Source organism: Sphingomonas sp. NIC1 (genome assembly GCF_001638925.1).
Lineage (GTDB): Bacteria > Pseudomonadota > Alphaproteobacteria > Sphingomonadales > Sphingomonadaceae > Sphingomonas > Sphingomonas aquatilis.
In genome coordinates, this window is the sequence record NZ_CP015521.1 from 558,254 (window position 1) to 571,338 (window position 13,085).

11 protein-coding genes are annotated in these 13,085 nt (G+C 69.0%); 2 read left to right on the top strand and 9 right to left on the bottom strand.

Annotated elements, in window-relative coordinates:
- Window positions 1–12 precede the first annotated feature (12 nt).
- From A7E77_RS02855 to glmU, 5 genes are read right to left on the bottom strand one after another with little or no spacing between them, the layout of a single operon-like run.
- The gene (locus A7E77_RS02855) at window positions 13–1,902 is read right to left on the bottom strand and encodes an ATP-binding protein (RefSeq protein ID WP_063685717.1); all 1,890 of its coding nucleotides are present in this window, start codon (window positions 1,900–1,902) and stop codon (window positions 13–15) included.
- A complete protein-coding gene (locus A7E77_RS02860; RefSeq protein WP_063689670.1) occupies window positions 1,899–3,803 on the bottom strand; it encodes an EAL domain-containing protein in 1,905 nt (634 codons plus the stop codon). The genes A7E77_RS02855 and A7E77_RS02860 overlap by 4 nt, the downstream gene beginning before the upstream one ends.
- A gap of 48 nt (window positions 3,804–3,851) precedes the next feature.
- Window positions 3,852–4,784, bottom strand: a complete 933-nt coding sequence (locus A7E77_RS02865; protein ID WP_063685719.1) for an ROK family protein — start codon at window positions 4,782–4,784, stop codon at window positions 3,852–3,854.
- Window positions 4,785–4,835: 51 nt separating this feature from the next.
- Entirely contained in the window at window positions 4,836–6,659 is a 1,824-nt protein-coding gene (glmS, locus tag A7E77_RS02870; protein WP_063685721.1) for a glutamine--fructose-6-phosphate transaminase (isomerizing), read from the bottom strand.
- A 1-nt stretch (window position 6,660) separates the two neighbouring features.
- Window positions 6,661–8,013 (bottom strand): bifunctional UDP-N-acetylglucosamine diphosphorylase/glucosamine-1-phosphate N-acetyltransferase GlmU, encoded by a 1,353-nt coding sequence (gene glmU / locus A7E77_RS02875; RefSeq protein ID WP_063689673.1) that lies wholly within the window; start codon window positions 8,011–8,013, stop codon window positions 6,661–6,663.
- Window positions 8,014–8,075: 62 nt separating this feature from the next.
- Here glmU and A7E77_RS02880 point away from each other — a divergent pair, with 62 nt between their 5' ends.
- Window positions 8,076–8,765 (top strand): HAD-IA family hydrolase, encoded by a 690-nt coding sequence (locus A7E77_RS02880; protein WP_063685724.1) that lies wholly within the window; start codon window positions 8,076–8,078, stop codon window positions 8,763–8,765.
- Between the two features lie 132 nt (window positions 8,766–8,897).
- Here A7E77_RS02880 and A7E77_RS02885 read toward each other — a convergent pair whose 3' ends face one another.
- The 4 genes from A7E77_RS02885 to A7E77_RS02900 are packed head-to-tail and all read right to left on the bottom strand — an operon-like array spanning window position 8,898 to window position 11,491.
- Entirely contained in the window at window positions 8,898–9,932 is a 1,035-nt protein-coding gene (locus A7E77_RS02885; RefSeq protein WP_063685726.1) for a nucleotidyltransferase family protein, read from the bottom strand.
- Window positions 9,917–10,771, bottom strand: a complete 855-nt coding sequence (locus tag A7E77_RS02890; protein WP_063685728.1) for an HprK-related kinase A — start codon at window positions 10,769–10,771, stop codon at window positions 9,917–9,919. The genes A7E77_RS02885 and A7E77_RS02890 overlap by 16 nt, the downstream gene beginning before the upstream one ends.
- A complete protein-coding gene (locus tag A7E77_RS02895) occupies window positions 10,768–11,049 on the bottom strand; it encodes an HPr-rel-A system PqqD family peptide chaperone (protein WP_063685731.1) in 282 nt (93 codons plus the stop codon). The genes A7E77_RS02890 and A7E77_RS02895 overlap by 4 nt, the downstream gene beginning before the upstream one ends.
- 4 nt (window positions 11,050–11,053) lie before the next feature.
- Window positions 11,054–11,491, bottom strand: coding sequence for a hypothetical protein (locus A7E77_RS02900; protein WP_063685733.1), 438 nt, complete (start codon window positions 11,489–11,491; stop codon window positions 11,054–11,056).
- Window positions 11,492–11,657: 166 nt separating this feature from the next.
- Here A7E77_RS02900 and A7E77_RS02905 point away from each other — a divergent pair, with 166 nt between their 5' ends.
- Complete coding sequence (locus A7E77_RS02905) at window positions 11,658–12,893, top strand: ATP-binding protein (RefSeq protein WP_063685735.1); 1,236 nt, start codon at window positions 11,658–11,660, stop codon at window positions 12,891–12,893.
- The last annotated feature ends 192 nt before the right edge of the window (window positions 12,894–13,085 follow it).

Here is a 13,085-nt window from a genome sequence, read left to right on the forward strand (position 1 = left end):
CACGGGACGCGATCACGCCGCCTGCGCGATCTCGTCCCGTTCCGCCGCGCGCAGTGTCAGCACCGCGGTCGCGCCCAGTCCCTTGCCGTCGCTCTCGAGGCGCAGGCTGCCCTCCATCGCGGTCATCGAATTGGCGCACCAGTGCAGGCCGAGCCCGCCCGATTTGTGCGCCCGCGTCGAAAAGCCGCGCTGGAACAAGGTCGCACCCGTCGCCGCGTCGAAGCCCTCGCCATCGTCGCGAATCCGCACCACGACCTCATCGCCTTCCTCGTCGATCGTCACCCCGATCGACCCGCTCTGCCGCCCGGTCGCCGCGATCGATTCGGCCGCATTACCCAGCAAGTTGCCGATCACCTGGCTCAGGATCACGCGGTTCGCCAAGGCCAGATGCGCCTCCGCGGGGAAGCTGAACGCGATCGACGCGCTGTCCGAATAGCGCGCGATGGCCGCGTTGCGCGCGACGATCTCGCTGAGGTCGCAGCGTTCCAGACTGGGGCGCTCGTGCGCCTGCTTCTGCTGCTGGCCGATGATCTCCAGCACGTGCGCCATCGCCTCGCGCCCCACCTCCAGCTCGCGGCGCATCGCCTCGCGGCTCGCCATCTTGGCGGCGAAGGCGGCCTGGACGAAGGCGGCAAGCTTGGCACGGCGCTCGGCCGGCAGATCGTCGCGCGCGAGTTCCGCGATCGCCCGTTCCAGTGTCGCGCGATCGATCGGCGGCGCCTGCGCGATGCCCTGGCTCAGGATCGTGCTGATCGGATTGAGCGCGTTCCGCACATTGTGCATCACCGCGACCGCGCTTTCGCTGCGGCCCAGCGCGAAGCTCTGCACCTCGATCTGTTCGCGCAGGTCCTTCAGCTGCGACAGCATCGCGTTGAGGCTGCGGCCCAGCGAGCCGAATTCGTCGCGCCGCCCGTCGTCCTGGAACAGCGCCATCGATCCCGACGCACGCACCCGCTGCATATGCCGCTCGACGCGCAGCAGCGGCGCCAGCACCAGCCGCGCGATGACGCGGCGCAGGACGAGCAGCACGATCAGCAGCAGCAGGGTCGACCCGGCGATGGCCAGCAGCAGCATCCGCCGTCCCAGCAGCGACACGTCGCGCACGACATGGAATCGGGCCGCGGCAACGGCATGGCCATCGACACCCGCGATCGGCACGGCAATCGCCATCGTGCGCTTGCCCGGCGTGACCATCGGCGCATCACCCAGCCCGGACCGGTCGATGCGCGCATCGAGGCGGATCAGGTCGGACAGCTGACGCGACGTCACCTGCCGCGCCATCAGCACATAGCCGCGCGGGCTTCCCGTGCCATCGGATCGCCGCACCTGCGCCACGCCGATCGCCGCGACCACCGGCCCCAGCCGCGCATAGAAATGCCCGGAATTGTTGCGGCCGATCACCCTGGCCAGATCGGCATGCGTCGCCAGCTGCACCAGCGCCGTGCGCAGCCGCGCCCGTTCGCGTCCGCTGGCGGGGTCGAGCCAGCGTGCAATACGCAGCGTCCCCTGCGGCGTCACATAGGCCATGCCCTGCACGCCGAGGTTGGTCATCGCCAGCGGCGAGAAGCTGTCGCGTTCGAACGTCGCCGCCGCGGGCGATCCCGGCGGCGTCGCCATATAATCGTAGCTCTGCGTCCAGTCGCCATAGTCGCGCACGGCGTTTTCGACCTTGGCGGCATATTCGCCCAGCGCCGCCTGCGTGCGCTCGACATGGCCGGCGATCGCCTTGGCCTCCAGCGCCGAAAAGCTCGGCGTGATGACGCTGGCAAGCAGCAGCGTGATCCCCAGCGCACCGGCGACGCCGACCGCGGTCAGGATCAGCACCAGCTTGGCACCGAGCGAGGCAGGACCGATCGGCCGCCGGCGCCCGAAGGGCCACCGGGCCCGTAGCGCGGGGATCATCCGTGCGTGCCCGTGGCGGCTCCGGCTTCGACCAGGTCCTGATTGAGGAACCGCTGCTCAGCCAACGCCAGCGCCGCATCGGGCGCAACAGGCCGCGAGAAGAAATAGCCCTGCAAATGGCTCGCCCCCGCGAGTCGCAGCGCCTGCACCTGCGCCTCCGTCTCGACGCCCTCGGCGATCACTTCCAGCCCCAGCGCGCGGCCCAAATGGATGATCGAATGGACGATCGCGGCACTCTCACGCTCGCGGCCCATGCCGTCGATGAAGCTGCGATCGATCTTCAGGCTGTCGAGCGCGAATTTCCGGATATTGTAGAGCGACGAATAGCCCGTGCCGAAATCGTCCAGAGCGATGCGGAATCCCATCTGGCGCAGCTTGTAGAGTGTTTCGGCGGCGCGTTCGGCGTCGTCGAAAATGGCGGTCTCGGTGATCTCGATCTGCACGCGGTTCGGCGTCACGCCGGCGCGCTGCACCGCCTCCATGATGTGGCCGACGAAATTGTGGCGGCGGAACTGGCGGGGGCTGAAGTTGACCGAGACATATTGGCCGGGGAAGCGCGTCACCATGGCGAGCGCGGTGTCGAGGATCCAGTCGCCCAGCTCGTGGATGACGTTCGATTCCTCGGCAATCGGGATGAAGGTCGCCGGGCTGATCGGCCCATATTCCTGCGTGTTCCAGCGGACCAGCGCCTCGAAGCCCGTCACCTCCAGCTGGTTGCGCGCGACGATCGGCTGATAGACGAGGCTCAGCTCGTCGCGCGCGATCGCCTGGCCCAACCCATGTTCGATGCGGCGGCGGAAGCGGATGCCTTCGTCCATGCTCTCGTCGAACAGGCGGGTCACGCCGCGGCCGGCGCGCTTGGCGTCGTTGAGCGCCAGGTCGGCGCGGCGCAGCGCGTCGATGGGATCGCACACCCCTGCCCCCTCGACGACGACGAGGCCGGCGGACGCGCCGCTCTGCACCGAATTGCCGAACACCTGATGCGTGCCGGCACAGGCCGCGACGATGCGGTCGCAGGCCATGACCGCCGCCTCCTCGCCGGGTGCATCGAACAGCACGCCGAATTCGTCGCCACCCAGACGCGCGACGATCGCCCCCTCGGGCGCCTGCGCGTGGAGGATGCTGCACACTTCGCGGATCAGCGCGTCGCCAGCGAGGTGGCCCAACGTGTCGTTGACGATCTTGAACCGGTCGAGATCGAACATCGCGGTCGCGAACAGGCCCGGCCGCTTGGCGCGATCACCCAGCGCGCGCAGGAAGGCGAGGCGATTGGGCGCATCGGTCAGCGAATCGTGCGTCGCCATATGGATCGCGCGGCTTTCGTTCGCAGCGAGTTCGGCGCTCTGCTCCTCGAGCTGGACGATCTGGGCCGCGAGCTGCTCCCGCGCCGTAGCCAGTTCGCGATCGACCTGCCAGCGATGCGCCAGCGCGGTCGCGGTCTGGACGATCTCCGCCACTTCGAACGGCTTGGCGATATAGAAGATCTTGTCCGCCGGCCCTGCGACCTTGCTGATCTCGATCGGTGAAAAGTCCGAAAAGCCGGTGACGATGCAAAGGTTGATCTCGGGATCGAGCGCGCGGATGCGACGCGCGGTTTCACGGCCGTCGATACCCGGCGGCATGCGCACGTCGATGAACGCGACCGCATAGGGCGTCCCCGCCGCCAGCGCCGCCTCCACCGCCGCGACCGCGTCGAGGCCCTGATGGCAATGCGTCAGGTCGAAGCTGTCGTCCGCCGCCGTATCCGCCGCCGGCGCGTCGTCGCCGAACAGCTCCGCCGCCATCGCGTCGAGCGCATTCTCCGCAGCACCGCGCTGCACCGCGAAGCAGCGGGCATAGCTGTCGTGCATGGCCGGCTCGTCATCGACGATCAGCAGGCGCTTCGAAACGGCGGCGGTCATCTGCAGCAACTTCCCTCTTATGGTTGACGAGGGAGTAAGCAGATGCGGTTAAGGCGTCGTAAACGCCCCCGCCGACGCGGCCGTGCCCATGCGTTCGGCCAGCGCCTGCTCGCCGAGCACGATCGCGCCGAGCGGCCCGGCATTGCCCCCCAGCGCGGGCGGCACGATAAACGCGGGTTCGGCGATCTCGGGCAGCGCGATATAGCCGGCGAGGCTCTGCACCATCGCGTCGCGGACGCGCGGGAACAGATGGTCGTTCCCGACCATCACGCCGCCGCCCATCACGATCCGCCACGGCACGCCGGTCAGCACCAGCGTATGGCACAATTGGCCCAGCACATGCGCGACGGGTTCCCACACCGGATGATCCGCGGGAATGTCTTCCCCCTTGCAGCCGGCGCGTGCGCCGATCGCGGGCCCGGCGGCCAGGCCCTCCAGACAGCTGCCGTGGAACGGGCAGATGCCCATCCAGTCGTCGCCCGGCATGCGCTGCGGCCGGATGTGGCCGAATTCGCTGTGCGTCAGGCCGTCGACCGGCTTGCCGCCCGCGATCAGGCCGACGCCGATGCCCGTGCCGACGGTGACATAGGCGATATCGGGCAGGCCCTTCGCCGCGCCCCAGCGCGCCTCGGCCAGCGCCGCGCCGACCACATCGGTGTGGAAACCGGTCGGCACCTGATAGCGCGCGGACAGACGGCCCGCGACGTCGGTGCCCGCCCAATGCGGCTTGGGGGTCGAGGTGACGTGACCGTAATCGGCGGCATGCCGGTCGATCGAGATCGGACCGAAGCTCGCGATACCCAGCGCCTCGAACCCGCCCCAACCGTCCAGCACGGCCTCGACTGCCGCCAGCGCCTCGTCGGGCCGGGTCGTCGGGATCTGCACGCGGTCCTGAATATCGTCCGGTCCGCGCGCGAGGATGCAGACGATCTTCGTGCCCCCCAATTCGATGCCGGCAACCAACGGGGGCACACGGTCCATTCTGTCATCCCATCCCATGAAAGCAGCGCAACGGTCGCGCGGGGCCCGCGCTTATTCCACCGTCACCGATTTGGCGAGGTTGCGCGGCTGGTCGACGTCGGTGCCCTTCGCCACCGCGACGTGATAAGCGAGCAATTGCACCGGCACCGCATAGACCAGCGGGGCGATCAGCGGATGGACCTTGGGCATCGTGATCGTCGCGACGCAATTCTCGCCCGCCGCCTGGATGCCGTCATAGTCGCTGATCAGCACGACCTTGCCGCCGCGTGCCTGCACCTCCTGCATGTTGCTGACGGTCTTTTCGAACAACGGCCCCGATGGCGCGATGACGATGACGGGGACGTTTTCGTCGATCAGCGCGATCGGCCCGTGCTTCATCTCGCCGGCGGCATAGCCCTCGGCGTGGATGTAGCTGATCTCCTTCAGCTTCAGCGCGCCTTCCAGCGCCAGCGGATAGTCGGTGCCGCGGCCCAGATACAGCACGTCGCGCGCGGCGGCGACGACGCCCGCCATTTCCTGGATCGATTCGTCATAGGCGAGCGCGGCGTTGAGCGCCGCCGGCGTCTCGGCGAGATGCTTGACGATCTCGCGTTCCTCGCCGTCCTTGAACTTGCCCTTGGCGCGGGCGAGGTTCGCAGCGAGCGCGGCGAGCACCGCGAGCTGGCAAGTGAAGGCCTTGGTCGATGCGACGCCGATCTCCGGCCCGGCGTGCGTCGGCAGCAGCAGGTCCGCCTCGCGCGCCATGCTGCTGGTCGGCACGTTGACCACCGCGGCGATCGTCTGCCCTTCGCTCTTGGCGTGGCGCAGCGCGGCGAGCGTGTCCGCCGTCTCACCCGACTGGCTGATGACGATCATCAGGCCGCCCGGCTCCATCACCGGCGCGCGGTAACGGAATTCGGACGCGACATCCAAATCGACCGGCACGCGGGCGAACTGTTCGAACCAATATTTGGCGACCATGCCGGCGTAGAAGCTGGTGCCGCACGCGACGATCGTCACGCGCTTGATGCCCGCCAGGTCGAATTCGGGGATCGGCAGCGTCACGCGATCCTCCATCCGCTGCAGGTACGACCGCAGCGTCTGGGCGACGACGATCGGCTGTTCGTAGATCTCCTTCAGCATGTAATGGCGGTGATTGCCCTTGCTGATCAGCTCGCCGGTGACGCCCGAGATGGTGATCGGCCGCTCGACCGGATGGTTGTCGCGGTCATAGACCTGCGCGCCTTCGGTCGTGCAGACGACCCAGTCGCCTTCGTCCAGATAGGCGATGCGCTGCGTCAGCGGCGCGAGCGCCAGCGCGTCCGAGCCGAGATAGGTCTCGCCCTCACCATAGCCGACCACCAGCGGCGAACCGAGGCGCGCGCCGATCAGCATGTCGGGGTGCTTGCGGAACAGAATGGCGAGCGCGAACGCGCCATGCAGGCGCGGCAACACCTCGCGCACCGCGCCGACGGGGTCGAGGCCGGCTTCCACCTTCTCGCTCACCAGATGTGCGACGACTTCGGTGTCGGTTTCGCTGGTGAACACGCGGCCGCGCGCGATCAGTTCGTCGCGGAGCGCCTTGAAGTTCTCGATGATGCCGTTGTGGACCACCGCGACCTCGTCGGTCGCGTGCGGGTGGGCGTTGTTGGTGGTCGGGCCGCCGTGGGTCGCCCAGCGGGTGTGCGCGATGCCGGTCGTGCCGGGCAGCGGCGCGGCGGCGAGTTTCTTGGCGAGGTTGACCAGCTTGCCGCTGGCGCGGCGCCGCTCGATCTGCCCGTCATGGTCGGTAGCGATGCCCGCCGAATCGTAGCCGCGATATTCCAGCCGCTTCAATCCGTCGAGCAGACGGTCGGCAACGGCCTCGGCCCCGACGATTCCAACGATTCCGCACATGTTATTTCGCTTCCTTCTTGGCGCGCATCATCGCGCGGAACTTGGTGGCCCAGCCGGGTTTGGCAATCTGCGGCGGCCGGACGAGCGCGAGTGCGCCAGCCTCGACATCCTTCGTCAGCACCGAACCCGCCGCGACGATTGCGCCGTCACCGACCGACACCGGCGCGACGAGCGCCGAGTTCGATCCGATGAAGGCGTCCGCGCCGATCTGCGTCTTGTACTTGAAGAAGCCGTCGTAGTTGCAGGTGATCGTACCGGCGCCGATATTGGCGTTCGTCCCCACGTCGGCATCGCCGATGTAGGACAAATGGTTGACCTTGGCGCCCTTGCCGATCGTCGCCTTCTTCACCTCAACGAAATTGCCCACCTTCGCCTTTTCGGCCAGGTCCGCGCCCGGCCGCAGGCGGGCATATGGGCCGACATCGGCCCTGGCGCCAACCTTTGCGCCCTCGAGGTGGCTGAAGGCGCGGATCGTCGCGCCGTCGGCGATCGACACACCGGGACCGAAGACGACGTTGGGCTCGATAACCACGTCGCGGCCGATCTGCGTGTCATGGCTGAACCACACCGTATCCGGCGCGATCAGCGTCGCGCCGTCGGCCATCGCCTGATCGCGGCGCGCCGCCTGCCAGCCCGCCTCGACCGCCGCGAGTTCGGCGCGGCTATTGACGCCCGCCACCTCGTCCTCGCCCGTTTCGATCACCACCGCGCGGCCGCCTTCGGCGACGGCGAGCGTGACGATGTCGGGCAGATAATATTCACCCGCCGCATTGTCGTTGCCGACCGCCTCCAGCAGCCGCCACAGGTCGCGCGTGCGCACCGCGGTGACGCCCGAATTGCACAGGTCGACCGCGCGCTCCTCGGGCGAAGCGTCCTTGAACTCGACCATCTTGGCGATCGTGCCGTCCGCGTCCGCGATGATCCGGCCATAAGCGCGCGCATCGGCGGGGCGGAAGCCGAGCACCGCGACCGTCGGCGCATCCTCCGCCTCCAGCCGCGCGGCGAGCCGTGCCACCGTCTCGGTCGCGAGCAACGGCGTGTCGCCGAAGCAGACGATCGCAACGCCCTCGAAATCGGCGAGCGCATCCTTCGCCTGCAACGCGGCATGCGCGGTGCCCAGCTGCTCGCGCTGCCACGCGATCTCGACACCCGTGGCGACGACCGCCGCTTCCACCTGCTCGCCGCTCGCGCCGACCACGACGACGCGGCGCGTCGCCCCGGCCTGGTTCAGACTGTCGATCAGATGGATCAGCATCGGCCGCCCGGCGATCGGGTGCAGCACCTTGTGCAGATCGGACTTCATGCGCGTACCCTTGCCCGCGGCAAGGATGATGACGGCGAGAGGACTGGTCATGGCGACGTCGCCTGCCACGGAAGACTTGCCATTTCCATAGGGAGACGTCACCGGCGCGGCATATGACGCTAAATTCATCGCCCGATCCGTTTTTCGACATTGTCGGCTTCGACCTGGACGGCACGTTGCTCGATACGAGCGGCGATCTGGCGGCGGCGGTGAACCATGCACTCGCCTCCATCGATCGGCCGCTGCTGACCGTCGAACAGGTGAAACCGATGATCGGCGGCGGCGCGCGGCACATGCTGGCACAGGGGCTCGCCGCGACCGGTGGCTGCGACGATGCGACGCTCGACGTGCTGCACCGGCGGCTGCTCGACCATTATGAAGCGAACATCGCAGTACTGACCCGCCCCTATCCCGGCACGCTCGAGGCGCTCGACACACTGGCGGCGCGCGGCGTGCGGATCGCCGTCGTCACCAACAAACTGGAATCGCTCGCCCGGAAGGTGATCGACGCGCTCGACCTGACGCGGCGCTTCGCGTGCATCATCGGCGGCGACACGATGGGGCCGGGCAACGGCAAGCCCAGCCCCAAGCCGATCTACGAAATGCTGGCCCGCTGCGGCGGGGGCACCGCGGCATTCATCGGCGATTCGATCTTCGACGTACAGGCGGGCCATGCGGCGGGCCTGCCGACGGTGGCATGCTCGTTCGGTTTCCTGATGCAGCCGGTCGAGGAACTCGGTGCGGACGCGATCATCGACGGCTTCGACGCACTGATCCCGACGCTCGAGCGGCTGGCACGCTGACCCCACGCACTCCGTCACCCCGGACTTGGTCCGGGGTCCACTCTGCGGCGAGGGGGACGGCTTGAGGCTCCTATGCTGCCCCCGCGGCCCGGTGGACCCCGGACCTAGTCCGGGGTGACGAGGTGGGTGGGGCTAAGGTCGCGCCCCACGCCGCCACTTGATCCACAGATGCCGCACCAGCATCGCGGGCGGCATGCGCAGCCAGTGCGAGCGCACGTAGAACGCCAGCCGCGTCACCGGACGGATCGGCCGCCCCCAGTCGTCCCGCGCGAGCATCCGCCGCCGGAAGAGTCGGTCGCTCCACCGCGGCGTCAGGCGGATGCGGCCCGACCTTTCGTAGGCCCGCACCTGCGTCCCAAATAACTGCTGCGACAGCCGCAGCGCGCGCACCACCGCATCGTGCAGGCCGTGGCGCCCGGCCTCCTCCACCAGCGTCAGGCCGAAAGCGGGATCGTCCTCCGCCGCCTCGCCATAGAGGCAGTGGATATCCCACAGGTTACGCAGGCCCCCCGCCAGATCGCCGTCGGCGAGTAGATGTGCCGCCGCATGGACGATCATCGCCGCGGGCGACAGCACCGACAGCCCGTTACCAAGCGGCACCGCATCCGCGATCAGCGCCGTCGCGTCGGGCCGCACCCGCGCGGTCAGCGGCAGGATCGTATGATGCACGTCGATCATCCGGTCGCGCTCCACGTGGATCAGCGGCGGCAATTCGTGCATCCAGCGCCGATAATAGGCGTCGTCATACGGATCGGGCTTCACCCATTCCCAGCCCGCTGCGATCAGCGCCGCCTCGACGGCATCCAGAGCCTCGCGCGGCACGAGGATGTCGAGGTCGCCGATCGACCGCCCCTGTCCCGCCGCCAAGCCCGATGCGACGAAAGCGGTCCCCTTCAGCAGCACGACCGGCACACCGAGCGGCGCCAGCGCCCGCCGCGCCATCTCCGCCTCCCACAAGGCCGTGCGGCGCCCATTCTCGGCCGCGGCGCGCGCATCGCTCAGCAGCAGCGCGACGTCCTCGGGCAGCGGCAGGCCGTGCAGCCGCCACGCGAGCGTGCCCAGCAATTGTTCGGCGCGCGCCATGGTGACGAGGCCCGCCCAATCGGTGTCGAGCGCCAGACTGGTCGGATCGGCGAGCGCGCGGGCAAGGATCAGAGCGTCCGCCACAGCGCCTCCACCTGCTCCACCGCCGCCGCGCCATCGGGATAGTCGATCGCCATCGCCGGCGTGTCGCACACCAGGCGGGTCAGTGCGTCGAATCCGGCCTCGCCCAGCATGACGTAATTGGTCGACGCCTGCGTCAGCCGGACGAACGCCTCCGATGCGGCGACCGCGCGGGTGTCCGCCGCAAAGCCGTGCCGCGGGAACAGCAGCAGTGCCGGCTGCGCCGGCTCGTCCATCGCGCCGACGCTCAGCGCATCGGGCACCATGTGGCGGATATCACCCTTGGGCGTAGCCGCCAGCAGCGGCCCCATGCGTGCGCTCGGCCAAGCCGCCATCGCCGCGGCGATCCCGTCGTTCTTCAGGCTGATGAGCCTCGGAAAGGCGTGGACCAGCCCCGTCTCGGGATCGATCAGCGCGAACTCATCGCCCATGAAGCGCCAGCCGCGCGCGGCGAGCAACGTCGCCAGAGTCGATTTGCCTGCACCCGATTCGCCCGTCATCAGCAGCGCCCGCCCGTCGCGTTCGACGCACGAGGCATGGATCAGCAGATAGCGCCGGCAGCCCAGCGCCAATTGCAGGTTCATCGCCATCTCGGCGGCGAGCAGGCCCTGCGCCAGCGGCAGCGGCGCTGCTTCGGGCAGCATGTAATCGCCGCCGATCCGCACCGATGGCCGCACCCAGCGCCGCCACGGCCGCACCGCCTCCAGCCGCACGGTGAAGTCGGGCAGGTTCGGCGAGGGATAATAACGATACAGCTCTTCCAGCGCCGCGATCGGCGCGCGCCAGTCGCTGCCGATCCGAAAGCCGATCGGTCCGATCCGAACGCAGAAGACGTGCCTCATGCCGCCCCGATCGGCTCCGCCTCGACCAGCCCGGCCGCGACCAGTTCGTCGAGCCGCGCCGCCAGTGCATCGGCACCGCCATCGCCCAGCTCGAACGCCTCGCCCAGCCGCGCGAGCAGCGCGTCCCGATCGAGTAATTCTCCTGCCAATACCTCGAGGATTTCGGGTGCGGGGCTGGCAAGCAGATGCGTGATCCCCGACGATCGATGGAAGACCGCGACCAGCATATCCAGCTCGCGCCTCAGCAGCGTGTCGGGCGCCGCGGCGCGATAGCGCATCGGGTCAGCGCGGCATCTGCAACGAGGCGAAACAGGTAAAGCCGCCCTGCCCGCGCTGCAGCCGCCGGATATAGGCCATATAGGCCCGGCTGCTGTCGTAGGTCGTACCCGGCAACTGCCCGCGGGCGAGCGCGCGCTTCACCTCGTCGCCCTTGAATGGGCGACCCGGCGGCGCGAACGCGCCCTTGGTGCCCGCCGGCACGACATTGCCATATTGGTCGATATACTGGCCCGCCCGGCCCAGGTCGGGCACCGGGATTTCGCAGGTCATCACCGACGCCGCGCTCTGCGCCAGCGCCGGGCGGATCGAGACGACCGCACCCGCGGTCACCGCACCGAGCATCAGCACCCGGCGACGCGTCGACACGCCCTCCGTCACCGGCGCAGCATCAGGCTGTCCGGCGGTCTGGTCCGCAACGTCGATCGGCGTTTCGTCGCTCATGACACCCCTGTTATCGCAAGCGTGCCTTTCATATTCGTAAGCCACTGGCAAGTATGGCGCGCGTACCGTGGCGGGACGGCCGACCGCGGCGCCGGCGCCGGCCACCCCGCAAATTGCGTTGCGATCCCCCTCCCGCAAGCAATCATCCTCCGCTAGCGAGGGCACCATGCTAACCCGATTCGCCCGGCGGCTCAGCGGCGCGCTCGTCATCGCGCTGGGGTCGGGCGTGGGCGTCTATGCGGTCGGCGGCAGCGTCGACGGCGCGGCGGTGACGGTGGTCGGCGCCATGGCCGCCGCGCTCGCCGCCATGGGCCGCGGCGATCAGGGTCAAGCGGCCGCCCGCGCACGGGGGCCGGACGCCGATACCCTGCTCGGCGAGGTGCTCGACGTCATCGCCGAACCCGTCTTGCTCGTCCGCCGCGGCATCGTCACCTGCGCCAACGCGTCGGCGCGATCGGTGCTGGGCAAGCATATCGTCGGCGAGGACGTGCGCGTCGCCATCCGCCATCCCGCCGCCGCCGACCGCCTGGGCCCGAACGGCACGCTGCCCGGCCGCCCGGTCGAACTGGTCGGCGTCGGCGCGCCCGACCAGCGCTGGGAGATGCGCACCGGCGAAACCGCCGACGGCATGCGCATCGTCCATCTCGTCGACCAGAGCGGCAATTATGCCGCCGAAAAGATGCGCGTCGATTTCGTCGCCAACGCCAGCCACGAATTGCGCACCCCGCTCGCCTCGATCCTCGGCTTCATCGAGACGCTGAACGAGGAGGCCGGCGAAGACCCCGCCCTGCGCGCCCGCTTCCTGAAGGTGATGTTCGACGAAGCCCGGCGCATGCAGCGGCTGGTCGAAGACCTCATCTCGCTGTCCCGCATCGAGGCGGAGAAATACCGCCTGCCCGGCGAACGACTGGACCTCGGCGAATTGCTGGAAGACGTCGCCGCGGAGATCGCCGCCGCGCGCAGCCCGCGCGCCGGCGATGTGTCGGTCACGATCGATCCCGGCCTGCCCGCGGTCACCGGCGACGAAGCGCAGCTGTCGCAGCTGTTCCACAACGTCATCGGCAATGCGATGAAATACGGCCGGGCGAACACGCCGGTGCGCGTGTCGTTGAGCCTCAACCGCTCGAAACTGGTCCAGCTCGTCGTCCGCGACGAAGGCGAAGGCATCGCGCCGCAGCACATCCCCCGCCTCACCGAACGCTTCTACCGCGTCGATGCCGGCCGCAGCCGCAGCGTCGGCGGCACGGGGCTGGGCCTCGCGATCGTCAAGCATATCGTCGAACGCCACCGCGGCCGGCTGGATATCGCGAGCCGCGTCGGCATCGGCACCACGGTGACGATCGCGCTACCGGCAGCGGAGGCGGAGACGGCGGTAGTGACGACAGCGGCGGCGAAGGCCTGACGCCGACCGTTCGGCTGCGAGTAGCGCGAAGCGTCCCCCCTCCACCCCGTCACCCCGGACTCGTTCCGGGGTCCACCGGGCCGCGGGGGCAGCGTGCGAGCTTCCTACCGTCCCCCTCGCCGCGGAGTGGACCCCGGAACAAGTCCGGGGTGACGGAGTAGGTGCGTCGGCCGCCTGCACATTAAAAATGCC

What these genes read in the sequence shown, in the direction of transcription:
- A7E77_RS02855 (WP_063685717.1), bottom strand. Translation starts at nt 1,902, where the DNA reads ATGATCCCCGCGCTACGGGCCCGGTGGCCCTTCGGGCGCCGGCGGCCG.
- A7E77_RS02860 (WP_063689670.1), bottom strand. Translation starts at nt 3,803, where the DNA reads ATGACCGCCGCCGTTTCGAAGCGCCTGCTGATCGTCGATGACGAGCCG.
- A7E77_RS02865 (WP_063685719.1), bottom strand. Translation starts at nt 4,784, where the DNA reads ATGGACCGTGTGCCCCCGTTGGTTGCCGGCATCGAATTGGGGGGCACG.
- glmS (WP_063685721.1), bottom strand. Translation starts at nt 6,659, where the DNA reads ATGTGCGGAATCGTTGGAATCGTCGGGGCCGAGGCCGTTGCCGACCGT.
- glmU (WP_063689673.1), bottom strand. Translation starts at nt 8,013, where the DNA reads ATGACCAGTCCTCTCGCCGTCATCATCCTTGCCGCGGGCAAGGGTACG.
- A7E77_RS02880 (WP_063685724.1), top strand. Translation starts at nt 8,076, where the DNA reads ATGACGCTAAATTCATCGCCCGATCCGTTTTTCGACATTGTCGGCTTC.
- A7E77_RS02890 (WP_063685728.1), bottom strand. Translation starts at nt 10,771, where the DNA reads ATGAGGCACGTCTTCTGCGTTCGGATCGGACCGATCGGCTTTCGGATC.
- A7E77_RS02895 (WP_063685731.1), bottom strand. Translation starts at nt 11,049, where the DNA reads ATGCGCTATCGCGCCGCGGCGCCCGACACGCTGCTGAGGCGCGAGCTG.
- A7E77_RS02900 (WP_063685733.1), bottom strand. Translation starts at nt 11,491, where the DNA reads ATGAGCGACGAAACGCCGATCGACGTTGCGGACCAGACCGCCGGACAG.
- A7E77_RS02905 (WP_063685735.1), top strand. Translation starts at nt 11,658, where the DNA reads ATGCTAACCCGATTCGCCCGGCGGCTCAGCGGCGCGCTCGTCATCGCG.